Source organism: Sphingomonas sp. UYAg733 (assembly GCF_054057355.1).
The window spans coordinates 306,419-333,121 of the sequence record NZ_JBSRZE010000001.1; the positions used below are offsets into that span (position 1 = coordinate 306,419).

Consider the following 26,703-nt stretch of genomic DNA (forward strand, 5'->3'; position numbering starts at 1 on the left):
GGCGCCACCGTGCGCATGAACATGATCCAGGCGATCAATTCCGCGATGGAAGTGGTCATGGCGCGCGATCCCGACGTGATCGTGATGGGCGAGGATGTCGGTTATTTCGGCGGCGTGTTCCGCGCCACCGCCGGCTTGCAGGAGAAATTCGGCAAGACCCGGGTGTTCGACACGCCGATCACCGAATGCGGCATCATCGGCGTCGCGGTCGGAATGGGCGCATACGGCCTGCGCCCGGTACCGGAAATCCAGTTCGCCGATTACATCTATCCCGCGCTGGACCAGCTCGTCTCGGAAGCGGCGCGGCTGCGCTACCGTTCGGCCGGCGAATTCACCTCGCCGATCACGGTGCGCTCGCCCTTTGGCGGCGGCATTTTTGGCGGGCAGACGCATTCGCAGAGCCCCGAAGGCATCTTCACTCATGTTTCGGGCATTAAGACGGTGATTCCATCGACCCCGTATGACGCCAAGGGCTTGCTGATCGCGGCGATCGAGGACAATGATCCGACGCTCTTCTTCGAACCCAAGCGCATCTATAACGGCCCGTTCGACGGCCATTGGGATCGCCCGGCACAAAACTGGTCGAAGCATCCGGCGGGCGAGGTGCCGAGCGGTTACTACAAGATCGAGCTGGGCAAGGCGAAGATCGTGCGCGCCGGCGATGCACTGACCATCCTCGCTTACGGCACGATGGTGCATGTGTGCATGGCGGTGGTGACCGATGCGGGCGTCGATGCCGAGATCATCGATCTGCGCACCCTGGTTCCGCTAGACATCGAGACGATCGAGGCGTCGGTCAAGAAGACTGGCCGTTGCATGATCGTGCACGAAGCGACGCGCACCGGCGGGTTTGGCGCTGAACTGTCGGCGCTGGTGCAGGAACGTTGTTTCTATCATCTCGAAGCGCCGATCGAGCGTGTCACCGGCTTCGACACTCCTTACCCGCACAGTCTGGAATGGGCTTATTTTCCCGGGCCGGTGCGGATCGGCGAGGCGCTTAAGAAAGTGATGAGGACGTAATGGCACGCTTCGAATTCAAATTACCCGATATCGGCGAAGGTATTTCTGAGGCCGAGATCGTCGCGTGGCATGTAAAAATCGGCGACCGGGTCGAGGAAGACCAGGGCTTGGCCGACATGATGACCGACAAGGCAACGGTCGAGATGGAATCGCCGGTGTCGGGCACGGTGATCGAGCTGGCTGGCGAAGTCGGCGACCAGGTGTCGATCGGATCGCCGCTGGTCGTGATCGAAACCGACGCCGCCGAGGATGACGCGCCGGCGAACGACGCCGCTGCGCGTGCCGAACTGGCGCAGGATGTCGCTGAGCAGATGGGCGCGGAAAATCCCGGCTCGGAAGAAGATATCCTCCCCGGCACGGGAATGGGGACCAGCGAAGCTGGTGGAGCGGGCGTGCCAAGCAACGTTTCACCCGTGGACACCCCCCTCCGCCATTCGCCGGAAGTGGCGAACAGTCCCCCTCCCCGTGCCGGGGAGGAACCCAAGGTGGTCGCCCATGCGCTTGCCTCACCGGCAGTGCGCGCCCGTGCCGCCGATCTCGGTATCGACCTCATACAGGTGAAGACTGACAGCGACCGTGTGCGCCATTCGGACCTCGATGCGTTTCTGCGCTATGGTTCGGGTCAGGGCTATCAGGCCCCGCATGCGAACAATGCCCGCGCTGACGAGCCGATCAAGGTCATCGGCATGCGTCGGAAAATTGCCGAGAACATGGCCGCATCGAAGCGCGCTATCCCGCACTTCACCTATGTCGACGAAATCGATGTGACCGCGCTCGAGGAGATGCGCGCCGACCTCAACAACAATCGCGGCGGCCGGCCCAAACTGACCATGCTGCCGCTGCTGATCGTGGCGATCTGCAAGACGATCCCCGACTTCCCGATGATCAACGCACGCTATGACGACGAGGCCGGCATAGTCACGCGCCACGGCCAGATCCATCTTGGCATGGCGACCCAGACCCCGGCTGGCCTGATGGTCCCGGTGATCCGCGATGCGCAGGATCGCAATGTCTGGCAGCTCGCGACCGAGATCACCCGCCTGGCCGAGGCTGCGCGCACCGGCAAGGCGAAGGTCGAGGAATTGTCGGGTTCGACCCTGACGATCACGTCGCTCGGCCCGCTCGGCGGGATCGCGACGACCCCGGTGATCAACCGGCCCGAAGTCGCGATCATCGGGCCGAACAAGATCGTCGAGCGCCCAGTCTTTGACGGCGACGAGATCCGCCGCGCGAAACTGATGAACCTGTCGATCAGCTGCGATCATCGCGTGGTCGACGGATGGGACGCGGCAAGTTTCGTCCAGGGTCTGAAGAAATATCTCGAAACCCCGGTGCTGCTTTTCGCCGATTGATCGGTCGCCGTGCCAGGCGTGGTTGGGTTTTCAGGCTATTCCCTCCTTTCCGAGGGCGGCAGGTCAGCGTTCGACGCAGCGTGTCACGACCGCAGATTGATTGGTGAAGTTCGCGACATCGCCCATCACGTCGGGGGCCTCCGGCGATCCTATCGCCCGGTCTGCGGCTGAGGCGTCGGTAAAATCGAGGATCGCAATGGCGTAATAAGCCGCGCCGGGCACCTCGGGGATTAGCGCTCGCGCGCTGGTTAGTCCGTATTGAGTCCATTTTTCGCGCACCAGCGGAATGTGACGCGCGACATAATAACGCGCGTCGAACGTGGCGCCGTCCTTGACGGGATAGGTCACTACCAGCGTCGTCATATCGATTCACCCTTCCGAGCCGCGGCCCCGGAGCCGAGTCGCGACGTTGCATGGCCGCACGTTGGGACCGGGATGCGATGACGTAAAGGGTCGGCGAGGCCCACTTTCACGGCGCATAACAGGTCCAACCATCGGGACGAACGGCCGGTTTTCGACGCAAAACTGTCATACTCCGGAGAAATGGGGGAGAGCGCCCCGGGCAGCTCGATCCCCCACACTGCAATCGCGCCGTTGCCGGGTTCTCCGGCGGGCTCCGCTCCACGAACATTTTTTATTGTTCGACGTGACGACAGCGTTGCTATGCGTAGCGGAAAGCATCGACAAAAAAAAGGGCCAGCCCCGAAGGGCTGACCTTTGAAAGTTTTAGGAGAGGATGCCTGAAAGGCACCGTCTTTGTGCAGTGCAGCGCAAAATCTAGCAAGTGCGAAAAATGCGACCATGATTGCGTAAACTGCAATCGCAATTGTGTTTCGGTGATCGCCTTTTCCTGCAACGACCGGCTGGATACTCGCTAAGGGCATCTGCTTCCGCTGTTCGAACGGCTCGAAGGCCACCCCGAAAGATCGCCGCAAGTCATGCTCCGTCTGTTCAGCCTGCCTCTGATCGCCTTGATCGTCCCGCTGCCTGCCGTAGCGCAGCAAAGTGCCGGTCACGCTTCGGCGCCGGCCCCCATTCCGATCGCGTCGGATACGGGCGATATCGTAGTGATCGGCACTGGCCTGCCGCTGCCGCCGGGAACGCCGGCTTATGGGTCGGTGGTGATCGACCGCGATCGGTTGACCGACGAGGCTTCTGGCCGGGTCGAGAATGTGTTGAAGGATGTGGCCGGTTTCCAGCAATTCCGCCGCTCCGACAGCCGTTCGGCCAACCCGTCGGCGCAAGGCATTACCCTGCGCTCGCTCGGCGGCAATGCGTCGAGCCGAACCCTGGTGCTGCTCGACGGCGTGCCGATCGCCGATCCGTTCTTCGGTTATGTGCCCTTCACCGCACTGGTCGGCGACCGGCTCGGTGGCGCGCGCATCACGCGCGGCGGCGGCTCCGGCCCGTTCGGCGCGGGCGCGGTCGCCGGCACGATCGAACTGGTCAGCGCGACGCGGCGCGATTTGCCCTTTGTCTCGGGCGATGCATTCTACGGCAGCGACAATGCGATGAGCGTGTCGGGCAATGTCTCGCCCGACCTCGATGGCGGTTACGCGACACTATCGGGCCGGTTCGAGCGCGGCGACGGTTTCTTCACCACACCGCCGGCGCAGCGTGTCGCGGCAAGCGCGCGGGCGCGCTATCGCGACTGGTCGGCTGGCTTACGCACCGTCGCACCGCTCGATACCAAGACCGATCTGCAATTCCGCGGGCTCCTGTTCGGCGACAACCGTAGCTTGCGTTTCACCGGCGCGGACAGCAGCTCGCAGGGTCAGGATGCGAGCATCAGACTGGTCCATCGCGGTGCCTGGAAAGTCGATGCGCTCGCCTATGTCCAAGCGCGCAACTTTTCCAACAAGGTGATCAGCGCGACCAGTTTCCGCCTGACGCTCGACCAACGCAATACGCCGTCGACCGGGATCGGCGGCAAGGTCGAGATTCGTCCGCCAGTCGGGCTGGATCATGTCCTGCGCATTGGCATCGACGCGCGGCTGGCCGAGGGCGAGCTGTTCGAGGATGCCTATAGCGGCGTGACCGTTACGACGCGGCGCAATGCCGGCGGCAGGACCAGCACGACGGGCCTGTTCGTCGAGGACGACTGGTCGATCGGCAATCTGGTGCTGACCGGCGGCGTGCGTGGCGATCGCTGGACCATTACCGATGGTTTCTTCCGCGAACGGAGTGTTATCGGACTTTCGACCATCGACAACAGCTTTGCCGATCGTGATGGTTTCGAAGGCACCGGCCGGGTCGGTGCGCTGTTCCGCGCGGGTGATGCGGTGGCATTGCGCACGGCGGGCTATACCGGCTTCCGCTTGCCGACACTCAACGAACTCTATCGCCCCTTCGTGGTGTTTCCGATCGTCACCAAGGCAAACGAAAATCTCGGGCTGGAAAAGCTGAAGGGCGTCGAGGCCGGGATCGATTTCAAGCCGCTAAATGGCGTGTCGATCGGGCTCACCGCATTCTACAACCGGCTCGACGATGCGATCGCCAATGTCACCATCGCGCCCAATCTGCGTCAGCGTCGCAATGTGGACGCGATCGTCGCCAAGGGGATCGAGCTGACCGCCGACATGCGGTTTGGGGCGGTTCGTTTCGACGCTGCCTATGCGTTCAGCGACAGCAAGGTGCAGGCGTCGGGCATTTCGGCCGGACTCGATGGCTTCGCCCCGGCGCAGAGCCCGCGCCATTCAGCCAGCGCGACACTTGGCTGGTCGCCGTCGAGCGGCCCGGCTCTGTCGGCGACGGTGCGTTATGTCGGCGCGCAGTTCGAGGATGATCTGGAGACGGATGTGCTGCACGACGCGCTGACCGTCGATGCGACCGCGCGGCTGCCGATCATGAAGCATGTCTCGATCGTCGGGCGGGTCGAGAATCTGTTCGATGAGACCGTCGTCACCCGCAACGCCGGCGGATCGATGGATTACGGCACGCCGCAGACGTTCTGGATCGGCCTGCGCTTCAACTGATCACAGCCCGAGCTTGCGTTCCAGCCAACGCGCCGCGGCTTCGGGCGACGCCTTGTCGGCATCACGGTCGACCATGTAATTCGCCTCGCGCATTGCATCGACCGATACGCGACCGACCAGGGGCTGCAGCGCGGCGGCAAAGCGCGAATCCTGTGCGCGGCGAGGTGCGAGCAGCAGAATCGCATCGTAACCGGGGATCGCACCCTTGGGGTCTGCCAGTACCGTCAATTTGTCCGCGGCGATCCGCCCGTCGGAGGAGAAAGCCGGAATGACATCCGCCGTGCCGCTCGCCAGTGCGCGGTACATGAAAGTCGGCTGATAGGGTTGCGTGGAGGCGAAGCGCAGGTCGTATGCCTTGCGCACCGCCGCCCATTCGGGCCGTTCGAGAAATTCGATATCGGTGGCGAGCTTGAGCGTCGTCGCGATCGCGGTCAGATCGGCGATGCTCGTCACCCCGCGCCGCGCCGCGTCGTCGCTGCGCATCGCAAACGCATAGCTGTTCTCGAAGCCCAGGCTGCCGAGCAGGCGCACGCCGTGCTGTTGCGCGGTCCATGCCCCGACCCCCGAGACGATTGCCGCGCGCGGCGGCACGTCGCTGCGCTTCATCTCGTTGGTCCAGATCGTGCCGGAATAATCGACATAAACATCGACATCGCCGCCCGCCGTAGCGTTGAACGCGACGACCGATCCCAGGCCTTCGCGATATTCGACCGCATAGCCCGCCTTCTCCAGGCGATGCCCGATCAGCCGGGCGAGGATATATTGCTCCGAAAAACCCTTGGCGCCGACCACAACCCTGTCGCCGCCGCGCGGCCACATCGGCGCCAGCGCGGCGAGCACGCCAAGTCCGAGCAGCGCCGCAGCGATCCATACGCGCCGCCGCTTGCGCGCCGCGATGCCGTGCTCGATCACCCCGAGCAGTCCGTCGACCGCCAGCGCAAGCGCCGCCGCGGTCAGGCAGCCGGCGAGGACCAGCGCCCAGTTCTGCGTCTGCAGTCCGGCAAAGATCAGGTCGCCGAGGCTCGGCTGGCCGACCGTGGTGGAGAGCGTCGCCGCGCCGATCGTCCACACCGCGGCGGTGCGGATGCCGGCCATCAGCACCGGCGCGACCAGGGGAGCCTCGACCAGCCGCAATTTTTGCCAGGCGGTCATACCGACCCCGTCTGCGGCTTCGATTACCGCCGGGTCGAGCCCGGTCAGCCCCGTCACTCCGTTCCGCAGGATCGGCAGCAATGCGTAGAGTGTCAGCGCGAGCAAGGAGGGCAGGAAGCCGAGCGCGGGGATACCGCCACCGACCAGCACCGAGAGTGACAGCAGCAGCGGATAGAAGAGCGCGAGCAGCGCCAGCGACGGGATCGTCTGGACCAGACTCGCGAAACCAAGCGCGATCCGTGCGACAGCGGGCCGGCGCGCCGACCAGATCGCCAGCGGCAGGCTGATCACCAGACCCAGCAACAATGCCGAGGCGGCGAGCAACAGATGCGCGGCGAGCAAGTCTGGCACGCGCGCAAAGGCGTCGAAGAACGGATCGCTCATGCGCCACGCTCCAGCGCGATCAGGCGGCGGCTCTGCTCGCGCGGCACCGCGACCAGCGCATCGGCCGCTGCGCCGCCCTTGCCGGCGAGCAGCTCACGAGGTGTGGCGTCGGCGACGATCTTGCCCGCCTCCATCACCAGGACGCGGTCAGCCAGCAGCAAGGCTTCAGCCATGTCATGCGTGACCATGATCGTGGTCAGGCCAAGCCGGTCGTGCAGCGCGCGGATCGCCGTGCCGAGCTGATCGCGCGTGACTGGATCGAGCGCGCCGAATGGTTCGTCCATCAGCATCAGTCCCGGCGCGGTTGCGAGCGCCCGCGCCACGCCGACGCGCTGGCGCTGCCCCCCGGAGAGTTCGTCGGGCATGCGCGTGGCGAACGCGGCGGGCAGGTCGACCAGATCGAGCAACTCGGTCACCCGCGCGATATGGGTCGCCTTGTCGTTCTGCCCGGACAGTTTCAGCCCGATCGCGATATTTTCCGCCACGCCCAGGTGCGGGAACAGGCCGATATTCTGGAACACATAACCGATCCGCCGGCGCAGCGCGTAGGGCTCGATCGATCCGACCGCTTCGCCGCCGATCGCGATACTTCCGGCGCTCGGCTCGACCAGCCGGTTGATCATCTTGAGCAGGGTCGATTTGCCCGACCCCGATGCGCCGACCAGCGCGACGAAGCTGCCCGCCGCGATCTCGGTCGTGACATTGTCGACCGCAAGCGTGCCGCCGGGATAGGATTTGGCAATGCCTTCAAAGCTGACCGAGGGACCGGGCGTGGGCGTTGCTGACATGGGGTATGTGTGCGGGAGGACGGCGTGCGCGTCAACGAAGGCGCTTGTTCCGGCGGGCATGGTTCAGCATACCTTGCGGCCGAGATCTTGTGGCACGGTGGGTGCCGGAAAGCATCTGGCGAGGAACTGGAAACGATGACCGAGGGCGTACAAAAGGCGATCTTCATCACCGGCGGCGGTTCGGGCATCGGTCGCGCCACGGCGCAATTGTTCGCCGCGCGTGGCTGGCGGATCGGGCTGGCCGACGTCAACGCGACCGGCCTGGCCGAAACCGCCGCGTCGCTGCCGGGGGGCACGGCAGCGACCTATGCGATGGATGTGCGCGATCGTGACGCCTGGGTTGCCAGCCTTGACGCCTTCACCGCGACCACCGGCGGTCGGCTCGACGTGCTGTTCAACAATGCCGGGATCGGCACCGGCGGGCCGATCGCGCAGATGAGCTTCGAGGATATGGACCGCACCGTCTCGATCAACCTGATGGGGGTGTTGAACGGCGCGAAGATCGGTCATGCCTATCTCGTCAAGACGCCCGGCTCCTGCCTGCTCAACACCGCTTCCGCGTCGGCAATCTATGGCTCGGCGGGCCTCGCGCCCTATTCGGCGACCAAGTTCGGCGTGCGCGCGCTGACCGAGGCACTCGACGGCGAATGGGCGGCCGACGGGATCAAGGTCCGCGCCATCGTGCCGGCCTTTATCGAAACGCCGCTGCTCAACTCGCCCGCTGGCGGTTCGAACCGCTCGATCCGCGAAACAGTGACCGGGGCCGGGCTCGAGCTGACCTCCGCCGACACCGTTGCGCAGGCCGCCTGGGATGCGGTGCATGGCGACAAGGTCCATACCTATGTAGGCAAGACCGCCCACCGCATGGCGTTTGCCGCACGCTGGATGCCCGGCAAGCTGCGCAAGATGATGCGCCGGGGCATGGCGGGGCGATGAATCCTCCCCAGCAGGCAGGATCTAGGAAACCAACCCGTCGATCGCTTCGGCCATATCGACGTCGCGATGCGACAGGCCGCCGGCGTCGTGCGTGGTCAGCAAAATCTCGACCCGGTTCCATACGTTCGACCATTCGGGGTGATGATCGGCCTTTTCGGCGAGCAGCGCGACGCGCGTCATGAACGCGAACGCCTCGCTGAAATCGGCGAAGGTGATGGTGCGCGTGATCGCGTCGCGCGCTTCGTCATAGTCCCACTCGTCGAGCGCATCGAGCGCTTCGGCGCGGTCCTCTTCGCTGAGCGGTTCGATCGTCACGTCTGCCTCCTGCTGGCGCCGCGTGCGCCTTGGCCTTATGGCATAGCCGATGGCCACACCCGATCAACCCAACCCCAAGGATTTCCGGGCGCCCGACGCGAAAGCGATCGAGGACATTGCGCTGCGCACGCTGGAAAGCCTGCCGGAGGCGTTCCGCGTGCATCTCGGCGATGTCGTGCTGATCGTCGAGGATCTGGCCGATGAGGAGACGCTCGACGCGCTCGGTATCGAACATCCGCTCGACCTGACCGGCCTTTATCATGGTCGGCCGCTGGGCGAGAAGTCATCGATGGAATCGGGCTCGCCACCCGACCGCATTCATCTCTATCGCCGTGCGATCCTGGAGGAATGGGTCGAGACCGGGGTCGGGCTCGACGAACTGGTATCGCACGTCATGATCCATGAGATCGGCCATCATTTCGGCTTGTCCGACGCGGACATGCACACGCTGGAGGAAGCGGCGGCTTGAGTGCCGCGCTCGCGTTCGATGGTGTGACGTGCGGGCGCGGCGGGCGGATGCTGTTCGAGCATCTGTCGTTCGCGCTTGACGCGGGCGATGCGGCGCTGGTCACTGGCCCGAACGGGGTCGGCAAGTCGAGCATGGTGCGCGTCGCCGCGGGCTTGTTGCCACCGGCGGCGGGCCGGGTCGAAGTCACTGGCGAACGGGCCTTGCTGACTGAAGCGAGCGCGCTAGATCCCGACCTGACTCTGGCGCGGGCGCTCGGGTTCTGGGCGTCGATCGACGGGCAATCTGACGCGGTGGCCGAAGCACTCGCGGCGTTCGATCTCGCGCCGCTTGCCGATGTGCCGGTCCGCCTGCTCTCTACCGGTCAGCGCCGCCGCGCCGCACTGGCGCGGGTTGCGGCGAGTGGATCGGCGATCTGGTTGCTCGACGAGCCGGCCAATGGCCTGGATAGCGGGGCGATCACCCTGCTCGAGACGGCGATCGCGACGCACCGCGCCGGCGGCGGGATCGTGCTCGTCGCGACTCATTTGCCGATCGCGGTGCCGGATGCGCAGCCGATCATGTTGGGCGGCGTAGCATGATCGCCGCGCTGATCCTGCGCGATCTGCGCCGTGCCTGGGCGGGTGGCGGCGTGACCCTGGTGGTCGCTTTCTTCCTGCTCGTCGCGATCCTCTTCCCGTTCGCGATTGGCCCCGATGCGGCACTGCTTGCACGCGTCGGCGGCGGGGTGATCTGGGCGGCGGCACTGCTTGCCGCGCTGTTGCCGGTCGAACGACTGGTCGCACCCGATGCCGAAGCCGGGATGTTCGATCAGCTCGCGGTGCGCGGGGTGAGTATGGCGACCATCGCGACGGCGAAGATAGTCGCGCATTGGCTCAGCTTCGGCCCGCCTTTGATGCTCGCTTCGGTCGTGGCCGCCGGATTGCTCGGCCTGTCGCCGGAGACATTGCTAGCGGTCGAACTGGGGCTGCTGATCGGCACGCCCGGGCTGGCAGCGCTGGCGGTGACGACCTCGGCGCTGGTGGCGGGTGTACGCGGGGCGAGTGCAGTGGCGGGGTTGGTGATGTTACCCCTCGCCGTGCCGCTGCTGATCTTCGGCGCAGGGTCGATCGAAGGAGGCGAAGGCGCGGTCAAGCTGCTCGCGGCGGTCAGCTTGGTGTTGCTTGCCGGCGCGCCATTCGTGGCGGGCGCGGCGATAAAGGCGGGAATGGATTGACGACACTCTACTCCCCTCCCGCTTGCGGGATGGGAAGTACGGTCTACCGGCTCCACCGCGCGAAAATCGCCGTCGGCAGCAACAAGCCTCGCGCCTCTTCCCGCACCACCAGCTCGCCGGCCTCGACCGTCCCGCCCAGATCGGCAAACGCCTGCCTCAGCAACTCGCCGATCGCGAGCGCCGACATGCGCACCGCATAGACGGTGAGAAACAGGAAGCGCGAATCGGCATCGAGCAGCTTGCGGCAATCGGCGATCAGCCCGGGCAGGCCGTCTTCCAGCTTCCAGACCTCGCCCTCGGGGCCACGGCCATATTTGGGCGGGTCGAGCAATATGCCATCGTAACGGCGCCCGCGCCGTACCTCGCGCGCGACGAACTTGGTCGCGTCGTCGGTCATCCAGCGTACCGGCTTGTCGCTCATGTCCGACAGCGCGGCGTTGGCGCGTGCCGCCTCGACCGATTTCTTCGACGCATCGACATGGACCATCTTCACACCCTTGTCGGCCATCGCCAGCGTGCCGACCCCGGTATAACCGAACAGGTTGAGGCATTCCGGTGCCTCCATTCCCGCGACCTGTTCACGCATCCAGCTCCACACTGGCGCCATATCGGGGAAGAAACCGAGATGACGGAACGGCGTGTTCTGCGCGGTGAAGGTGACGCCGTCCCATTTGAGCGGCCAGCCTTCGCGCGGCACGGGCTCATTATATTCCCAGCGCCCGCCGCCATCCTCATCGGATCCGGGGACGAACTCGCCCTGCGCGCGCCAGTCGTCGCTCGCCGGCGCCCATAGCGCCTGCCCCTCGGGGCGGATGAAGCGGAACCGGCCATAACGCTCGAGCTTGCGGCCATGCCCTGAATCGATCAGGCCATAATCCGCCCAGGGCTCGCCGATCAGGGTCGTGAGGTTCATGCCTAAACAGCCACGGCCCGCTCGGCGATATAGGCGGTGACCGCGTCGAACGTGCCGGGCAGGCTGTCATAGCGTTCCTGCCGTTCGAACAGGTCGCCGATTCGGGCCGGCAGGACAGGCCGCAAGCCGGTCGCGCGCTCGACCGCGTCGCCGAACTTGGCCGGATGCGCGGTAGCCAGCGTCACCACCGGAATGTTGCCGAGGTCGGCGCGGCGCGCGGCGGCAAGGCCGATCGCGGTGTGCGGGTCGATCACCTCGCCCGACTTCTCGCATGCCCAGCGCATCGCCAGCGACATGTCGTCGAGATCGATGCGGTCGCTGGCGAACAGGCCCGCACCACTTTCACGCTGCGCATTGGTCAGGCGCATCGCTTTGGTCGCTTCAAAACCCGCCATCTGCGCAGCAAGCGCGGTGCCATCGCGACCTCCGAGATCGAACAGCAAGCGTTCGAAATTGCTCGACACCTGGATGTCCATCGACGGGCTCGGCGTCGGCACGACGGTCCCTTGCGAATAATCGCCATCGGCCAACGCGCGGTGGAGGATGTCGTTGACGTTGGTCGCGACGATCAGTCTGGCGACCGGCAGGCCCATCTTCGCTGCGACATAACCGGCGAACACATCGCCGAAATTGCCCGTCGGCACGGAGAAGGCGACCGGATTCTCGGGCGCGCCGAGCCGGACGGCCGCGTAGAAATAATATACGATTTGCGCCATCAAGCGCGCCCAGTTGATCGAATTGACTGCCGACAGTGCGAAGCGGCCGGAGAAGTCGGGCGAGTTGAACATCGCCTTCACCAGCGCCTGGGCGTCGTCGAAGCTGCCGTCGATCGCGATATTGTGGATGTTGGGCGCGAGCACCGCGGTCATCTGGCGCCGCTGCACATCGGACACGCGCCCCTTGGGGTGGAGCATGAAGACATCGACACCTTCGCGCCCGGCCAGCGCATCGATCGCCGCCGAGCCGGTATCGCCCGAGGTCGCGCCAACGATGGTGATGTGCTTGTCGGAGCCACTGAGAAAGCGTTCGAACAACAGTCCGAGCAGCTGCAGTGCGACATCCTTGAAGGCGAGCGTGGGGCCGTGGAACAGCTCGAGCAGCCAGTGGCGCTGGTCGAGCTGGACCAAGGGCGTGACGGCGGCATGCGAGAAGCGGCCATAGGCCTGGGTGCACAGGTCGCGCAGTTCCTCGTCGCTGAGCACACCGGCGACGAACGGCGCCATCACGGTCACGGCGGTGTCGACATAGGACATGCCGCGCATCGCCGAGATCGCCTCGCGCGACAGTGTCGGCCAGCTTTCGGGGAGATAGAGCCCGCCATCGCTGGCGAGACCGGCCAGCGTCACTTGCTGGAAATCGAGAATGGGTGCCGCACCCCGGGTGCTGATATAGCGCATGGCTTGGCGACTAGCGGCGTGTGCGACGACTCACAAGGCGCTCTTGTCACCACGCATCCGCCGCCTGAGTGCCAGCGCATAGATCACGCCGGCGATTCCGGCGAACAGGAACCATTGCACCGCATAAGCGAGATGGTTGTTGGGCACCGCCGACAAGTCCGGTTCGGGATTCGCATCAAGCCCGGCGAGCGGCGTGTCGCTGACTAGCATCAGGGTCTTGGGGTGCGCCCCGCCGATCAATGGGCCCAACAGCGAAAGGATCAGCGGCTGATCGTCCGGCGCATGGGTGATGTAGCCATGCACTTCGCCGCCGGTCCAGGTCGGCTTGGCATCGGGTTTGCGCGCAAGACCGATCTGGACCGTCAGACCTGGCCCCTCGGCGCCAGTGCGGCACCGCGCGATCTGGCGCCAGCCAGTGCCGCCTTTGGCATTGCGGCCCGCGCGGTTGGTCCAGCCGACCGGTTGCAGGCAGAAGGCGCCCGCCTTGCGGAACAGCAGCGCATCGTTGACCGGGATATTGGGGAAAGCGATCGGCGGCAGCGTGCTGTTCGTCGCATATTGCGCGATCAGTGCTTCCTTCTCGGTCTTACGTTGCAGCTGCCAGATGCCGAGCGCGATCATGACCGCGATGGCCAGGCCGACGACGATCGTCGCGACGATCGGGATCTGCTTCATGAATCATCGCCCTTGATGCGACCTTCGCGCGCGGCGTTACGATATTCCAGCGCGATCAGCGCGCCCTTGGCGACGCGCAGTGATCCAACCACGCCCGCCGCGGTGATCGGGATCCAGATCAGCATATGCAGCCAGAGCGGCGGATGCAGCGTCAATTCGGTCGTGATCGCCATCGCGACGACCAGCGCACCGAGGATCAGCGTGAGGAACGCCGCCGGCCCATCGCCGACATTGAAGCTGTCGAAGTCGAGTCCGCAGTTCGGGCAATTGGGCGCGAAGGCGGCGAGGCCGGCGTACAGTGTTTTGGCACCGCAGCGCGGGCACAATCCCTTGACCGCGACCTGAGCGGGCGTCGGCGCCGAGGCGAGGTCAGGCGCGACCGACACACCAGGGATCGGGTTGGTGATCGATCGGCACGCCAGTTTCGCCCGGTACGGGAAAGCGGGCCTTGAAGGTGAAGGCCTGTTCGGTCGGGCCATAGCGATCAAGCCGCCAAAGTCGCCCCAATGCCTCGTCTATGGTTGGAATATGGCCGGCGGAGATCCACCACAGCGCCTGATAGGCGCCGTCGAAACGATCGAAGAATTCGCGCCGCCGCGCCATGATCGGCGTGTGTGCGCTGCGATAGACATAGTCGAACAGCGCATCGGCATCGCGCCATACCGACATGTTGACGGCGAACAGCGGGTCGGATGTCGGGCGGATCGCGGTAGCGTTGCCGCTATCGTCCTGCAGCCGCCAGATGAAACCCGGCGACGCGTCGGCGATGGCGTTGACCCGGTCGAGTGCTGCCATGAAAGGCTCGACGCGCGGGTCGCCGGGCGGCGCTACGAACCGCCCGACATTGACCTGCGCAAGGTGCCAGCTCTCCCTCATCCGCCGTGGATCGGTGCGCCCCAGCCGCCCCACACATAGATGGTGACGAACAGGAACAGCCACACCACGTCGACGAAGTGCCAGTACCAGGCGGCGGCCTCGAAGCCGAAATGCTGGCGGGGGGTGAAGTCGCCCTTATAGGCGCGGACCAGGCAGACGATCAGGAAGATCGTGCCGATCAGGACGTGGAAACCATGGAAACCCGTCGCCATGAAGAACGACGCGCCATAGTTGATTCCCTTGAAAGGGAAGGGCGCTTCGGAATATTCATAAGCCTGGATCGAAGAGAATAGCAGGCCGAGGACAATGGTGATCCACAGGCCCTTGAGCACGCCATCGCGATTGCCGACGCCGATCAGACCCCATAGGCCGGTCTTCTCGCCGCCGCGCTGACCTTGGATCAGCGCGTGATGTGCCCAGGTCACCGTCGTGCCCGACAGAAGCAGGATCAGGGTATTGAGCAACGGGAATTGGAACGCGTTGATCACTTCGATGCCCTTGGGCGGCCAATGCGCGGCACCAGCGGCGGCGTCGGCGATCACGCTCGTCGCGCCATCGGCATATTGCACCGCTGCGGGAAAGAGCGAAAAGTCGAAAAAGGCCCAGAACCAGCCGACGAAGAACATCACCTCCGAGGCGATGAACAGGATCATGCCGTAGCGCAGGTGAAGCTGCACGACCGGCGTATGATCGCCCTGATGCGCTTCCTTGATGACATTGGCCCACCAGCTGAACATCGTGGTCAGCACGCCGGCCACGCCGAGAAAAAACAGGATGCCGCCGCCATTGGGCTTGCCGACATGGCCGCCATGCATCCACATGATGCCGCCTGCCGCCATGGCGAGCGCGGAGAAGGCGCCGGCAATCGGCCAGATATCCGGTGCGAGGATGTGGTAATCGTGGTTCTTGGCGCCGGCCATGCGTCGGTCCCCTGTCAGGCGGTTGTCAGTTGATTTCGGATTGCTCTAGCTCGACGCGTCGCCGGAATCCACCGCGTAAAACGTGTAGCTGAGCGTGATCGTCTTGATGTCCTTCGCGTCGGGATCATCGAGTATTTTCGGATCGACGAAGAAGATCACCGGCATGCGCGTCGTCTCACCTGGCTTCAGAGTCTGCTGGGTGAAGCAGAAGCACTGTATCTTGGTGAAATATTTGCCTGCCTGCGCCGGGGTGACATTGTAGGTCGCGGTGCCGGTGATCGGCTTGTTCGAAGTGTTGGTCGCGGTGAAGAACGCCATGTCGCGCGCGCCGACATCGACCGTTTCGGATGGATGCTCGGGTGAGAATTTCCACGGCAGCTTGGGGCTGACATTGGCGTCGAAGTCGATCTGGATGCGGCCCGCGCCTGCACCGGTCACCGCGCCCGGCGCGACCAGCCCGCGCTGCGTGGTGCCGTTCAGTCCGGTCGCGGCGCAGAACATGCTGTACAGCGGCACGGCGGCGAAGCCGAGCCCGGTCATGAAGCACACACCGAGCACGGCGAGCAACGCGGTGCGGACCGGGGGTGTCAATGCGGCATCCCCGCCTTTATCTTCACAATGGTGATCGCGAATACCAGGATGACGAGCGCGCCAAGGATCAGACCCATGACCGTCGCGCGTGAGCGTTGGCGCGCGCGGATCAGCTTGTCGGTCGGGGGAATCTGTTCAGGCATGGATCAAATCCAATGATCGACGACAAGCGCGCCAAAGAGAATGAAGAGATAGAGGATCGAATAAGCGAAGAGGCGCTTTTCGGGACGCATTGTGTCGCCGGCACCGGTGGTGCGGAGAGCGACCTGCAATGCCATCGCGCCAAACGCCGCGGTCGTGACGATCGCGACGATGCCGTAGAGCGCGCCCGCCTGGCCGAATGGCCAGGGCGCGATCGCCGCGGCCGCCATCGGCAAAGTGTAAAGCCCGATCTGCACGCGCGTGGTGCGCTCGCCCGCGACGACCGGCAACATCGGCACGCCGGCGGCGGCGTAATCGGTCTTCATGAACAGCGCGAGCGCCCAGAAATGCGGCGGCGTCCACAGGAAGATCAGCGCGAACAACAGCATCGGCAAGATCGCGATGTTGCCGGTCGCGGCGGCCCAGCCGATCAGCGGCGGGAAGGCGCCGGCAGCGCCGCCGATGACGATGTTCTGCGGCGTGCGGCGCTTCAACCAGATGGTGTAGATGAAAACATAGAAAAGGATCGATGCGCTCAGGATCGCGGCGGCAACGAGGTTGAGCGCCAGCCCCATCAGGATCACCGAGAAGGCCGCGAGCCCGACGCCGAAATGCAGCGCCGACTGGCGGTCCATACGCCCGGCAGGCAGGGGCCGGCCCGCAGTGCGCTTCATCACCCCGTCGATATCCGCCTCATACCATTGGTTGAGCGCGCCCGCCGCGCCCGCGCCGAGCGCGATGCATAGGATGGCGGTGAAACCGAGCACCGGATCGATCGTCACCGGCGCGGCGAGCATGCCGCACAGGCCGGTGAACACCACCAGGCTCATCACCCGGGGCTTGGTCAATGCCAGGAAGTCGCGCCAGTCGGCGGGCGGGGGGAGAGTCGTCGCGGCGGTCATGATTGCCTGCGCCTATAGGCCGCCGGACGAACTTGGGAAAGTGCTGCGTTCGCGTCTCGGTTCAGTCGTCCTGGCCAGCACGGCGATTGCATCGGATGACGCGCGATCCTAGTTTTCCGGCATGCCATCTAACCCTAATGCACCGAATCCGGAGCTGATCGATTCCTGGCTGCGCGCCCGATCCGTCGGGAGGGGGCTGCCGCAACCGGTCCCCGATCGCGGTGGCCTGAGACTCGATACCAATCTGCCCGCGGAATTAACGCGATATGTCTTCGCGCGGCCTGGTCCAGGGTTGGTGGACCTAGGCCGGTCGATCACCTGTCCGCGTATCTTCCTGAAGTTGTGCCGGTCGCCGGAAGAACTCGCAGCGATACTCCCGCCGCACTGGCGGCTTCTTCCCGTCGGCTATGTGATGACCTGCGACGCGGCGCCTACGCCCCACACCACGTCGTTGCCACCCGGCTACCGGATCGAGATCGATGCGAGCGGCCCGATCATCGAAGTTCGCATCCTGGCTGATTCCGGCGACCTCGCGGCGAGTGGCTTTGCCGCTGAATGGGACGGGGTGTTCGTGTACGACCGGATCATCACCGATGCCGCGCATCGCCGCCTCGGCCTTGGCCGAATCGTCATGGCGGCACTGAGCGGAGAGCGGCGATCACGCCATTCGCGCCAGATTCTCGTCGCGACCGATGAGGGGCGGGCGCTCTACATGGCACTGGGCTGGACCGTTCAAATGCCTTTCTCTTCCGCTGGTCTCCCGGACGACGACATGTCCTAGCGCTCGAGGCGCCGTACACCCTCCGCGGCCAGTGCAATCTGGTCAGCGACTTCCTTGCCCGGCCCGTCTCCGCAATGCCCCAAAAGCAAACGCCCCGGCTCATCACCGGGGCGTTTCACTGTTCGAAGGGTCGTCGGTCTCAGTGATGACCGCCGTCGTCGATCACCGGAAGCGTCTCGAACTGGTGATATGGCGGCGGGCTGGACAGCGTCCATTCCAGCGTCGTCGCGCCTTCGCCCCAGGTGTTGTCCGCCGCCTTGCTGCCCTTGGCCAGCGACCAGAACAGGTTGATGAAGAAGATGATCATCGAGGCGCCCATGATCATGTAGCCGACCGTCGCGATGTAGTTCCAATGGGCAAGGCCGTCGGTATAGTCGGGCATGCGGCGCGGCATGCCCTGCAGGCCGAGGAAGTGCATCGGGAAGAACATCACGTTCACGCCGATAAAGAACACCCAGAAATGCAGCTGGCCGAGGAACTCGTTATAGTTCTTGCCCCACATTTTTGCGAACCAGTAATAGAAGCCCGCGAACAGGCTGAACACCGCGCCGAGGCTCAGCACATAGTGGAAATGCGCCACCACATAATAGGTGTCCTGCATGTAATCATCGACGCCGCCATTGGCGAGCACGACGCCGGTCACGCCGCCGACGGTGAACATGAAGATGAAGCCGATCGCCCACAGCATCGGTGTCTTGAAGCTGAGCGAGCCGCCCCACATCGTCGCGATCCAGGAGAAGATCTTGATCCCGGTCGGCACCGCGATGACCATCGTCGCGGCGGTGAAATACATTTTGGTATTCACGCTGAGGCCGGTGGTAAACATGTGGTGCGCCCACACGACGAAGCCGACCACGCCGATCGCGACCATGGCATAGGCCATGCCGAGATAACCAAAGACGGGCTTTTTCGAAAAGGTCGCGATGACCTGGCTGACGATGCCGAAGCCCGGCAGGATCATGATGTACACTTCGGGGTGACCGAAGAACCAGAACAGATGCTGATACAGGATCGGATCGCCGCCGCCCGCCGGATCGAAAAAGGTCGTGCCGAAATTGCGATCGGTCAGCAGCATGGTGATCGCGGCCGCGAGCACCGGAAGTGCCAGCAGCAGCAGGAAGGCGGTGACCAGCACCGACCACACGAACAGCGGCATCTTGTGTAGGGTCATGCCCGGCGCGCGCATGTTGAAGATGGTAGTGATGAAGTTGATCGCGCCGAGGATCGAGCTGGCGCCGGCGAGATGGAGCGACAGGATCGCCATGTCGGTCGATGGCCCGGGCTCGCCATAGGTGGAAAGCGGCGCATAAAGCGTCCAGCCATTGCCGGCACCGCCAAAGAAGGGCGATGCGAGCAGCAGCGTGAAGGCAGGCACCAGCAGCCAGAACGAGATATTGTTCATGCGCGGGAAGGCCATGTCCGGCGCGCCGATCATGATCGGCACGAACCAGTTGCCGAAGCCGCCGATCATTGCCGGCATGACCATGAAGAACACCATGATCAGACCGTGGGCGGTGACCAGCACGTTCCACAGATGCAGCGAGTGATCGAGACCCGCTTCGCCACCAGGCAGATAATGTACCCAGGTGCTGAGATACTGGATGCCCGGATGCATCAGCTCGGCGCGCATCAGCCCCGAGATCGAGCCGCCGATGATCCCCGCGGTGATCGCGAAGATCAGATAGAGCGTTCCGATGTCCTTGTGGTTGGTCGACATGAACCAGCGCGCAAAGAAACCGGGCTTGTGATCAGCGTCATGCGCGTGATCGTGGCTGTGGCCGTGCGCGTCGAACGCGGACGAATGAATGGCGGTATCGGTCATGTCTTAGCGTCCGGTGCCGGCGCCGGCGGGGTTAGCCGTCGCGCCCTGAGTGGTGGTGGGAGCGGGCAGGCTCGCATTCTCGACCGGACCCGTGGTGTTGGCGACTGCCGCTGCGTCGGTTGCGGCTGGGGCTGCGGTCGGTGCCGCAGCAATGGGCTTGGCACCCTTGGGCGTGCCGCCCTTGGCCTTGACCCAGGCCGCGAACTGTTCCGGGGTCACCGCCTCGACCGCGATCGGCATATAGCCGTGACGCGCCCCGCACAGTTCCGAACATTGGCCGAAATAAACGCCGGGCTTGTCGATCGTGAAACTGGTCTCGTTCAGGCGGCCGGGAACCGCGTCGAGCTTGATCCAGAAGGCGGGGACCGCCCAGCTATGGATCACGTCGTTGGCGGTGGTTATCAGGCGGATCGGCACACCAACCGGCAGAACCACGCGATTGTCCGCGGCAAGCAGGCGGGGACCATCGGCATCGGTGCGAAAACGCTCGCCTGCGGCGGCATCGCCCTTTTCCTTGAGCATGTTGGCGGTCACTTCGAATCCGCCATTGTCGGGATACTGGTACGACCAATACCATTGGTTGCCGATTGCCTTGAGCGTGATCGCGTTGGTCGGCGCCGGTTTATATTGTGCCTGGAGCAAGCCGATCGACGGCACCGCGAGCAGCACCAGGATGACCACCGGCAACAATGTCCAGACGATCTCGATAAAGGTGTTGTGCGAGGTCTTGGAGGCCACCGGGCTGGCCGCCGCGCGGTAGCGATACATCACCCAGAACAGCAGGCCGAGCACGAACAGCGAGATCACGGTGATCACCGGGACCAGAATCGCATCGTGAAACCAATGCGCGGTTTGGCCATTCTTGGTAACCTGCGGCTGGATGCCCCAATGGCCATCGACCGGCTGGCCGATGCCTGCGGTCGGGGCCATGATCGGCGCGCCGTCCTGCGCGAGGGCCGGATCGGTCGGCTTGGCAGTCGCGGGGCCCGCTGCCGGCGCGGTCACTGCCGGGGCGACTGGCGCCGTTACGGTCGGCGGTGCGGCATGGCCGGCACCTGCCAGCAGCAAGCCTGCCGCCAGTACGATTGATTTCAACCCCGTCATACGCATCAGTGTCGTCATCCCCAAAATCTTGGCCCAAAAATCTTGACCGGACGAACACGCCACCCCCTGTTGGAAAGGTGACGCTGGGCGAGAATACGCCCGTTTGTGACGGGCCTATACGCGCGACCCTCGCGTGTCTCAAGCTTGTGAGAGGCTTTTTTGACCATAGCGTTGCGCTCGGGGTGTCCTCCCCCCTATTTGAGCCGCGACGAAAGGGCATCAGCCATGACCGAAGATCAGGTTCTCGCCGAATTCCGCGCTGCCGAGGCGCTGCTCGAGGGGCATTTCATTCTGTCGTCGGGCCTGCGCTCGTCGCGCTACCTGCAATGCGCGCGGGTTCTGATGGATCCGGCACGCGGCGCGCGGCTGGCCGAAGCGCTCGCCGCGCAACTGCCTGACGAACTTCGCGAATCGGTGCAGGCGGTGGTGTCGCCGGCGATGGGCGGGGTGATCGCCGGGCATGAGATGGCGCGCGCATTGCGGGTCGAGGCGATGTTCCTCGAACGGCCCGAGGGTGTTTTCGAACTGCGCCGTGGTTTCCGCCTAACGCCAGGCACGCGCGTGCTGATGATGGAGGATGTGGTGACCACCGGTCTGTCGTCGCGTGAGGCGATCGCCGCGATCGACCGCGCCGGGGGTAAAACAATTGCCGCGGCGGCTTTGGTCGACCGTTCGAACGGTGCTGCCGATCTCGGCGTGCCCTTTTTTCCGCTGATCCGGCTCGAGGTACCAACATATGCCGCTGACGCGCTGCCGTCTGAACTTGCAGCGATCCCGGCGATCAAGCCAGGGAGTCGCGCGGCGTGAGCGATCATCTCCGTCTGGGCGTCAATATCGACCATGTCGCAACGGTCAGGAATGCGCGCGGCGCGGGGTATCCCGACCCGGTACGCGCGGCGCTGCTCGCGGCAGAGGCTGGCGCGGACGGTATCACCGCGCATCTGCGCGAAGATCGTCGCCACATCACCGACGATGATATCGCGCGGCTTGCCGAACAGCTGACCATTCCGCTCAATCTCGAAATGGCGGCGACCGACGAGATGCTGGCGATCGCACTGCGTCATCGTCCGCATGCCGCGTGCATCGTGCCCGAGAAGCGCGAGGAGCGCACCACCGAGGGTGGGCTCGACGCGGCGGGGCAGCACAATCATCTCGCCCCGCTGGTGACCAGTCTCAAGGGGGCCAATATCCGGGTCAGCCTGTTCGTCGAACCCGATGCGCGCCAGATCGAGGCCGCGATTCGTCTTGGTGCGCCGGTCGTCGAATTGCACACCGGCCGCTATGCCGAGCTGGAGGGCGAGGCGCAGGCCGAGGAGTTACGCCGCCTGGCCGATGCGGCGGCGCTGGCGGCGAAGAACGGGATCGAGGTCCATGCCGGGCATGGTCTGACCTATGACAATGTCGCGCCCGTGGCGGCGATTCCGCAGATACGCGAGCTGAATATCGGGCATTTCCTAGTCGGTGAGGCGATGTTCGTCGGCCTCGGCGAAGCGGTTCGCCGGATGCGCGCGGCGATAGACGCGGCGCGATGAGCGGGCAACTTAATCCTCCCCGACACGGGGAGGGGGACCGCCCGCTTTCTTCAAGTGGGTGGTGGAGGGCGCGCTCCGCAAGCGAAACGCCACCGGCCCACCCCCTCCACCAGCTTCGCTGGTCCCCCTCCCCGTGCCGGGGAGGAGCTGGAACGTGATCATCGGGCTCGGCTCCGACCTGTGCAGCATCGAGCGCATCCAGGCGTCACTGGACCGGTTCGGCGAGCGGTTCGAACAACGCGTTTTTACCGAGGTCGAGCGCGCCAAGGCGGCACGGCGGCCGTTCACCAAGGCGGGCACGCTGGCCAAGCGCTTCGCCGCCAAGGAAGCGTATTCCAAGGCAGTCGGTACCGGATTCAAGGCTGGCGTGTTCATGAAGGACATCGGCGTGGTCAATGCCCGGTCGGGCGCGCCGACCCTGGCGCTGACCGGCGGAGCGAAGGCGAGACTTGACGCGTTAACCCCTGCGGGCCACGTCGCGGCGGTACATTTGACGATGACCGACGATCATCCCTGGGCGCAGGCCTTTGTGATCATTGAGGCTATCCCCGTTAACGACGAGTAATGGCAAGGACGATTATGGCGGCCGAGGAGTTGGCGTTGAACGCAAATGAGCCGGTGGCAGCTGAAGCCGGGCCGAAGCCCAAGCCGCGCACCAATTGGTGGGAAGAAATAAAGGGCATCGTCTGGCTCGTCCTTGCTGTGCTCGGCTTTCACAGCTTCATCGCCAAGCCCTTCTATATCCCATCCGAATCGATGCTGCCGGGCCTGCTCGTCGGTGATCGGCTGGTGGTCACCAAATATCCCTATGGCTGGTCGTTCGTGTCGCCGACCTTCCATTTGCTGCCCTTCTTCCACGGGCGGCTGTTCGGTCGTTTGCCGGAGCGTGGCGACGTCGTCATCGTGACGCCGCCCGGCACCAAGACCGATTATATCAAGCGGATCATCGGTCTGCCCGGTGATCGGTTGGAGGTGAGAGACGGCGTAGTGTTCCTCAACGACGTTGCGGTGAAGCGCGGACCGTTACACGACATACGCATTCCCATCGATACCAATGCGACGTGCGACCCCCAGCAATATCCCGATGCCCGCGAAGACGGCGCTGACGGGAAAAGCTATTGCCGGCTGCCATTGGTCACCGAAACACTGCCCAACGGCCGCAGCTATGACACCGTCGACCTGGAGCCGCACAGCCAGGGCGATAATTATGGTCCCATCTCCATCCCGGAGAAACATGTCTTCCTGATGGGCGATAATCGCGATCGTAGTTCGGATAGCCGGTTCAGCCTGGACGCGCAGGGCCTGGGTGGCTCGGTGCCGTGGGAATATCTCGGCGGGCGTGCCGAATTCATCACCTTCTCATTGGACGGTGACGCGACCTGGAATCCGCTCACCTGGTGGGGTTCGTTCCGGTCCGGCCGGGCGGGTACCTCGTTGCACCCCCGGGAAGAAAAGAAATGAACGACGACAGCGTCGACGTCGTCCAGGGAGCGAGCCCGCATGAAGTTCGCGACCCGCTGGTTCGCGCCGAATTCAAGCGCGCCAGCGTGTGGCTCGGCCTCGCCGCGGCGATGGCACTGGTCGTGCTGCTGATCCAGCCCTTGCTGATCATTTTCGCCGGGCTGGTATTCGCCGCGATGCTCGACGGCGGCGTCCGCCTGCTCGGCCGGATCCTCAAGATCGGACGCGGCTGGCGATTGATGATCGTTGTTATCCTGGTCATTACCTTCCTGGCGAGCACATTCTATATGACCGGAGTCCAGGTCGTGCAGCAGGTCACGCAGTTGCAATCGACTCTGATCGAACAATTCAATCGCGCCACGGCGTGGCTGTCGCAAATGGGCGTAATGCCCGGTCGGTCTGATCTCAACAGCATATTGCAGCAGGCGATGGGCTCGGTCGGCCGGCTCACCTCATTCGTCGGTACCGCGGCGGGCGCGCTGACCAGCCTGTTCATGGTGCTGATCATCGGCCTGTTCCTGGCGATGGATCCCAAGGTCTATGAACGCGGCGTCCAGTGGATGATCCCGATGGATAACCGGCGCGAATTCGCGATCACGCTGCAGCGCATGGGCGTGACGATGCGGCGCCTGCTCGCCGGGCGGCTCGCGGGCATGGCGTTCGAAGGCGTGCTGACCTGGATCGTGCTGGCGGTCGGCGGCGTGCCGATGGCACTGCTGCTCGGTATCATCACCGGCATTCTTGCCTTCATCCCCAATATCGGCGCCTTCGTCAGCGGCGTGCTGATGGTCGCGGTCGGCTTCAGCGCCGGGGTGGATACCGGCCTATGGGCGATCTTCACCTATTTTGCGGTGCAGACGTTCGATGGGTATGTCGTCATTCCCATGGTCGCCAAGCGCACCGTCGATCTGCCGCCGGCCCTGACCTTGGGCGCGCAGATCCTGGCAAGCGCGCTGTTCGGCGTGATGGGGCTGGCGCTGGCCGATCCGATGACCGCGATGATCAAGGTCGCGCTCGAACGCAGTTCGGAACGCTCCGATGAAGAGGATGCGGCGGAGGCGGCGATATGATCCGGTTGCATGACTATTGGCGTTCCTCGACGTCGTACCGGGTGCGCATCGCGCTCAATCTGAAGCATATCGCCTATGAGCGGCATGACATCGCGCTGCTCGAAGGACTGCACCGCGCGCCAGACAATCTGGCGCGCAATCCGCAAGGGTTCGTGCCGACGCTCGAGATCGACGGTGCGATGCTGACGCAGAGCCTGGCGATCATCGACTATCTCGACGCGAAATATCCCGACCCGCCAATGGTGCCGCATGACGCGCTGGCACGATCACGCGTGCTCGCCCAGGCGCTGGTTATCGCCGCGGACATCCACCCAATCGACAATCTGCGCGTGTTGAAGCGGCTGCAGAGCCAGTTCGGTGCCGACCAGGCCGCGCGTGATGACTGGTACCGGCACTGGATCCACGAGGGTTTTGTCGCGCTGGAGCAAATGGCGGGCGACGGGCCATTCCTCGGCGGTAATGCCCCCGATCTTGCCGATGTCTGCCTAGTGCCGCAGATGTACAATGCGCGACGGCTGGAGATGGATCTCGCAGCCTATCCGAAACTGGTCGCGGCGGACGCGGCGGCGGCGGCTGTGGCCGAGATTGCGGCGGCACATCCCGATCGGTTCAAGCCGGCGGCCTGAAACTCGCCCGTTCCAACAGCCCGTCGAATAGCGCCAGATAGTCATCACTGGCATTTTCGCCCGGCTGCGGCACCGGCTCGGGACGGATCCGGCCGGGGACGAGCCAATGATCGAGCGCCCCGACCAGTGCCGCCGGATCGCCCGCCGGGACGATCATGCCGAGTGCCGGTTCGGTGACGATCTCGCGCACCGCGACGCTCGATTCGGTCGTCACGACCGGCGTGCCCAGCGCCAGCGCCTCGCGCAGCACGCCCGGCACGCCTTCGAAATCGGAAACCAGGGCGACCAGCGCCGCGCGTCCGATCACCGGCAGCGGGTCCGCGACATGGCCGGGTAGCCGGACCCGAGCGCCCAAGCCGAGCGAAGCGATCTGCGCTTCCAGCGCCGCACGTCCTTCGCCTTCGCCAAGGATGACGAGATTGATCGCCGGATCGGCCAGGCGCGCCAGCGCGTCGATCAGCCGGCCCCAGCGTTTCTGCGGTACGAGCCGGCCGACCCCAAGGATGAAGCGTCCTTGCGGCAGGTCGGGCAGGGGCGCCCCGGCAATGGACCGCGCCGGCGGATTGGCGATGACGCTGATCCGGTTGGCCGCCATCGCCATCGCGGCGGCGGCTTCGACCGCCATCGCCGGGGTCATCGCCACGACATGGGCGATGAACCGCGGATGCAGGCGCAGCCACAGGCGATAACCCTGCGCGACCGGAAAGGACTGGTCGGGCCGGACCAGCGCATTCGATACCTTGGCGACGATCGGTGGACAGGCACGGCCGAGCCGCAACCGGACCCAGGCGGCGATGCTGGTATAATGGTTGCCGGGACAGAAGATCAGGTCCGGCTTAACCCGGTCGACCAGAGCGGGCATGGCGCTCAGCAACTGGCGATAGTCGGCCGACCCGGTCGCGATCACTGTCACGCCATCGGGCAATTCGGTCGCGAGCGGCCCGCTGGAGTCGCCGATCACCAGCGTGACGCGCCGGCCCGCCGCGATCCAGTCGTGCGCCAGCCGCAATTGCACGCGTTCGACCCCGCCGCCGCGCCAGGATTGGGCATAAGTCAGGATATGTCGGGCGTTGGGGGGCGGAGCGGCGGACATCGGATGCGACAAATCCCCGAGACCCTGACAGGCGTCAAAGGAATTCGAAGCCTGACGCGTCTCGATCTCGCCTCGTGTTGGCTTTGCCTCCTCTTGAATTCGCTTTGTCGCGCACAATGTTGCAGCGCGGTAAGCTTACGGCTAAGTGCGCGCGGCAACGTCTCGGAACTGTGCGGCAACGGCGGACGTTTCCTG

The 26,703-nt window shown here is 64.7% G+C and carries 29 protein-coding genes and 1 pseudogene; 14 read left to right on the plus strand and 16 right to left on the minus strand.

The features are described from left to right. Positions 1 to 15: 15 nt before the first annotated feature. Positions 16 to 1,020, plus strand: coding sequence for an alpha-ketoacid dehydrogenase subunit beta (locus ACVWZA_RS01625; protein ID WP_457310043.1), 1,005 nt, complete (start codon positions 16 to 18; stop codon positions 1,018 to 1,020). Continuing rightward, positions 1,020 to 2,372 carry a dihydrolipoamide acetyltransferase family protein gene (locus ACVWZA_RS01630; protein ID WP_457309404.1) on the plus strand — a complete coding sequence of 451 codons (1,353 nt, stop codon included), beginning with the start codon at positions 1,020 to 1,022 and terminating at the stop codon, positions 2,370 to 2,372. Before ACVWZA_RS01625 ends, ACVWZA_RS01630 begins: the two co-directional genes overlap by 1 nt. Positions 2,373 to 2,435: 63 nt before the next feature. Here the strand turns inward: ACVWZA_RS01630 and ACVWZA_RS01635 are convergent, their stop codons facing one another. Then, positions 2,436 to 2,735, minus strand: coding sequence for an EthD family reductase (locus ACVWZA_RS01635; protein ID WP_457309405.1), 300 nt, complete (start codon positions 2,733 to 2,735; stop codon positions 2,436 to 2,438). Positions 2,736 to 3,310: 575 nt separating this feature from the next. Here ACVWZA_RS01635 and ACVWZA_RS01640 point away from each other — a divergent pair. Beyond that, positions 3,311 to 5,347 (plus strand): TonB-dependent receptor plug domain-containing protein, encoded by a 2,037-nt coding sequence (locus ACVWZA_RS01640; protein ID WP_457309406.1) that lies wholly within the window; start codon positions 3,311 to 3,313, stop codon positions 5,345 to 5,347. On the opposite strand, the gene ACVWZA_RS01645 is transcribed toward ACVWZA_RS01640, so the two are convergent. Together ACVWZA_RS01645 and ACVWZA_RS01650 are read right to left on the minus strand one after the other, a co-directional pair. Further along, positions 5,348 to 6,883, minus strand: a complete 1,536-nt coding sequence (locus tag ACVWZA_RS01645) for an ABC transporter permease/substrate-binding protein (RefSeq protein ID WP_457309407.1) — start codon at positions 6,881 to 6,883, stop codon at positions 5,348 to 5,350. It abuts the gene before it with no gap. Beyond that, positions 6,880 to 7,563, minus strand: a pseudogene (locus ACVWZA_RS01650) (ATP-binding cassette domain-containing protein); the annotation flags it as partial. The pseudogene ACVWZA_RS01650 and the gene ACVWZA_RS01645, both read right to left, overlap by 4 nt. Before the next feature lie 243 nt (positions 7,564 to 7,806). Between ACVWZA_RS01650 and ACVWZA_RS01655 the strand changes: the two are divergent. Continuing rightward, on the plus strand, positions 7,807 to 8,607 hold the full coding sequence (locus ACVWZA_RS01655) for an SDR family oxidoreductase (protein ID WP_457309408.1): 801 nt from the start codon (positions 7,807 to 7,809) through the stop codon (positions 8,605 to 8,607). A 21-nt stretch (positions 8,608 to 8,628) separates the two neighbouring features. Here the strand turns inward: ACVWZA_RS01655 and ACVWZA_RS01660 are convergent, their stop codons facing one another. Continuing rightward, positions 8,629 to 8,922 (minus strand): 4a-hydroxytetrahydrobiopterin dehydratase, encoded by a 294-nt coding sequence (locus ACVWZA_RS01660; protein ID WP_431583796.1) that lies wholly within the window; start codon positions 8,920 to 8,922, stop codon positions 8,629 to 8,631. A gap of 49 nt (positions 8,923 to 8,971) precedes the next feature. On the opposite strand from ACVWZA_RS01660, the gene ACVWZA_RS01665 reads away from it, so the two are divergent. Genes ACVWZA_RS01665 through ACVWZA_RS01675 form a run of 3 tightly spaced genes read left to right on the plus strand, consistent with a single transcriptional unit; the run spans position 8,972 to position 10,604 of the window. Then, positions 8,972 to 9,391 carry a metallopeptidase family protein gene (locus ACVWZA_RS01665; RefSeq protein WP_457309409.1) on the plus strand — a complete coding sequence of 140 codons (420 nt, stop codon included), beginning with the start codon at positions 8,972 to 8,974 and terminating at the stop codon, positions 9,389 to 9,391. Continuing rightward, complete coding sequence (ccmA, locus tag ACVWZA_RS01670) at positions 9,388 to 9,969, plus strand: heme ABC exporter ATP-binding protein CcmA (protein WP_457309410.1); 582 nt, start codon at positions 9,388 to 9,390, stop codon at positions 9,967 to 9,969. The genes ACVWZA_RS01665 and ccmA overlap by 4 nt, the downstream gene beginning before the upstream one ends. After that, on the plus strand, positions 9,966 to 10,604 hold the full coding sequence (locus ACVWZA_RS01675) for a heme exporter protein CcmB (RefSeq protein ID WP_457309411.1): 639 nt from the start codon (positions 9,966 to 9,968) through the stop codon (positions 10,602 to 10,604). The genes ccmA and ACVWZA_RS01675 overlap by 4 nt, the downstream gene beginning before the upstream one ends. A 43-nt stretch (positions 10,605 to 10,647) precedes the next feature. Here the strand turns inward: ACVWZA_RS01675 and ACVWZA_RS01680 are convergent, their stop codons facing one another. Genes ACVWZA_RS01680 through ACVWZA_RS01720 form a run of 9 tightly spaced genes read right to left on the minus strand, consistent with a single transcriptional unit; the run spans position 10,648 to position 17,019 of the window. Next, on the minus strand, positions 10,648 to 11,517 hold the full coding sequence (locus ACVWZA_RS01680; protein WP_457309412.1) for a class I SAM-dependent methyltransferase: 870 nt from the start codon (positions 11,515 to 11,517) through the stop codon (positions 10,648 to 10,650). A gap of 2 nt (positions 11,518 to 11,519) precedes the next feature. Then, positions 11,520 to 12,914 (minus strand): threonine synthase, encoded by a 1,395-nt coding sequence (gene thrC / locus ACVWZA_RS01685; protein WP_457309413.1) that lies wholly within the window; start codon positions 12,912 to 12,914, stop codon positions 11,520 to 11,522. Between the two features lie 30 nt (positions 12,915 to 12,944). Then, a complete protein-coding gene (locus ACVWZA_RS01690) occupies positions 12,945 to 13,589 on the minus strand; it encodes an SURF1 family protein (protein ID WP_457309414.1) in 645 nt (214 codons plus the stop codon). Beyond that, positions 13,586 to 13,984: a DUF983 domain-containing protein gene (locus tag ACVWZA_RS01695; RefSeq protein WP_457310044.1), complete on the minus strand. Its 399-nt coding sequence runs from the start codon at positions 13,982 to 13,984 to the stop codon at positions 13,586 to 13,588. Before ACVWZA_RS01695 ends, ACVWZA_RS01690 begins: the two co-directional genes overlap by 4 nt. Continuing rightward, entirely contained in the window at positions 13,959 to 14,465 is a 507-nt protein-coding gene (locus tag ACVWZA_RS01700; protein WP_457309415.1) for a DUF3291 domain-containing protein, read from the minus strand. The genes ACVWZA_RS01695 and ACVWZA_RS01700 overlap by 26 nt, the downstream gene beginning before the upstream one ends. Next, on the minus strand, positions 14,462 to 15,385 hold the full coding sequence (locus ACVWZA_RS01705; protein WP_457309416.1) for a cytochrome c oxidase subunit 3: 924 nt from the start codon (positions 15,383 to 15,385) through the stop codon (positions 14,462 to 14,464). The genes ACVWZA_RS01700 and ACVWZA_RS01705 overlap by 4 nt, the downstream gene beginning before the upstream one ends. A 45-nt stretch (positions 15,386 to 15,430) precedes the next feature. Further along, a complete protein-coding gene (locus ACVWZA_RS01710; RefSeq protein WP_457309417.1) occupies positions 15,431 to 15,976 on the minus strand; it encodes a cytochrome c oxidase assembly protein in 546 nt (181 codons plus the stop codon). Continuing rightward, the gene (locus ACVWZA_RS01715) at positions 15,973 to 16,119 is read right to left on the minus strand and encodes a hypothetical protein (protein ID WP_457309418.1); all 147 of its coding nucleotides are present in this window, start codon (positions 16,117 to 16,119) and stop codon (positions 15,973 to 15,975) included. The genes ACVWZA_RS01710 and ACVWZA_RS01715 overlap by 4 nt, the downstream gene beginning before the upstream one ends. Positions 16,120 to 16,122: 3 nt before the next feature. Then, on the minus strand, positions 16,123 to 17,019 hold the full coding sequence (locus ACVWZA_RS01720; RefSeq protein WP_457309419.1) for a heme o synthase: 897 nt from the start codon (positions 17,017 to 17,019) through the stop codon (positions 16,123 to 16,125). Between the two features lie 412 nt (positions 17,020 to 17,431). Here ACVWZA_RS01720 and ACVWZA_RS01725 point away from each other — a divergent pair, with 412 nt between their 5' ends. Then, positions 17,432 to 17,800, plus strand: coding sequence for a GNAT family N-acetyltransferase (locus tag ACVWZA_RS01725; RefSeq protein WP_457309420.1), 369 nt, complete (start codon positions 17,432 to 17,434; stop codon positions 17,798 to 17,800). A 139-nt stretch (positions 17,801 to 17,939) separates the two neighbouring features. On the opposite strand, the gene ctaD is transcribed toward ACVWZA_RS01725, so the two are convergent. Together ctaD and coxB are read right to left on the minus strand one after the other, a co-directional pair. Next, positions 17,940 to 19,622, minus strand: a complete 1,683-nt coding sequence (gene ctaD, locus ACVWZA_RS01730; RefSeq protein ID WP_457309421.1) for a cytochrome c oxidase subunit I — start codon at positions 19,620 to 19,622, stop codon at positions 17,940 to 17,942. Between the two features lie 3 nt (positions 19,623 to 19,625). Then, the gene (coxB, locus tag ACVWZA_RS01735; protein WP_457309422.1) at positions 19,626 to 20,744 is read right to left on the minus strand and encodes a cytochrome c oxidase subunit II; all 1,119 of its coding nucleotides are present in this window, start codon (positions 20,742 to 20,744) and stop codon (positions 19,626 to 19,628) included. A gap of 207 nt (positions 20,745 to 20,951) precedes the next feature. Here coxB and pyrE point away from each other — a divergent pair, with 207 nt between their 5' ends. The 6 genes from pyrE (at position 20,952) to maiA (ending at position 25,415) form a co-directional block, all read left to right on the plus strand. Beyond that, positions 20,952 to 21,533, plus strand: a complete 582-nt coding sequence (gene pyrE / locus ACVWZA_RS01740) for an orotate phosphoribosyltransferase (RefSeq protein ID WP_457309423.1) — start codon at positions 20,952 to 20,954, stop codon at positions 21,531 to 21,533. Next, a complete protein-coding gene (locus tag ACVWZA_RS01745) occupies positions 21,530 to 22,258 on the plus strand; it encodes a pyridoxine 5'-phosphate synthase (protein ID WP_457309424.1) in 729 nt (242 codons plus the stop codon). Before pyrE ends, ACVWZA_RS01745 begins: the two co-directional genes overlap by 4 nt. 154 nt (positions 22,259 to 22,412) lie before the next feature. Continuing rightward, a complete protein-coding gene (gene acpS / locus ACVWZA_RS01750) occupies positions 22,413 to 22,823 on the plus strand; it encodes a holo-ACP synthase (RefSeq protein WP_457309425.1) in 411 nt (136 codons plus the stop codon). Next, complete coding sequence (lepB, locus tag ACVWZA_RS01755; protein WP_457309426.1) at positions 22,823 to 23,719, plus strand: signal peptidase I; 897 nt, start codon at positions 22,823 to 22,825, stop codon at positions 23,717 to 23,719. The genes acpS and lepB overlap by 1 nt, the downstream gene beginning before the upstream one ends. Beyond that, positions 23,716 to 24,789 (plus strand): AI-2E family transporter, encoded by a 1,074-nt coding sequence (locus tag ACVWZA_RS01760; RefSeq protein ID WP_457309427.1) that lies wholly within the window; start codon positions 23,716 to 23,718, stop codon positions 24,787 to 24,789. Before lepB ends, ACVWZA_RS01760 begins: the two co-directional genes overlap by 4 nt. After that, positions 24,786 to 25,415 (plus strand): maleylacetoacetate isomerase, encoded by a 630-nt coding sequence (gene maiA, locus ACVWZA_RS01765; protein WP_457309428.1) that lies wholly within the window; start codon positions 24,786 to 24,788, stop codon positions 25,413 to 25,415. The genes ACVWZA_RS01760 and maiA overlap by 4 nt, the downstream gene beginning before the upstream one ends. Here maiA and ACVWZA_RS01770 read toward each other — a convergent pair. Beyond that, positions 25,399 to 26,508, minus strand: a complete 1,110-nt coding sequence (locus ACVWZA_RS01770; RefSeq protein WP_457309429.1) for a glycosyltransferase — start codon at positions 26,506 to 26,508, stop codon at positions 25,399 to 25,401. The two genes, maiA and ACVWZA_RS01770, sit on opposite strands and share 17 nt — an antisense overlap. Positions 26,509 to 26,703 lie beyond the last annotated feature (195 nt).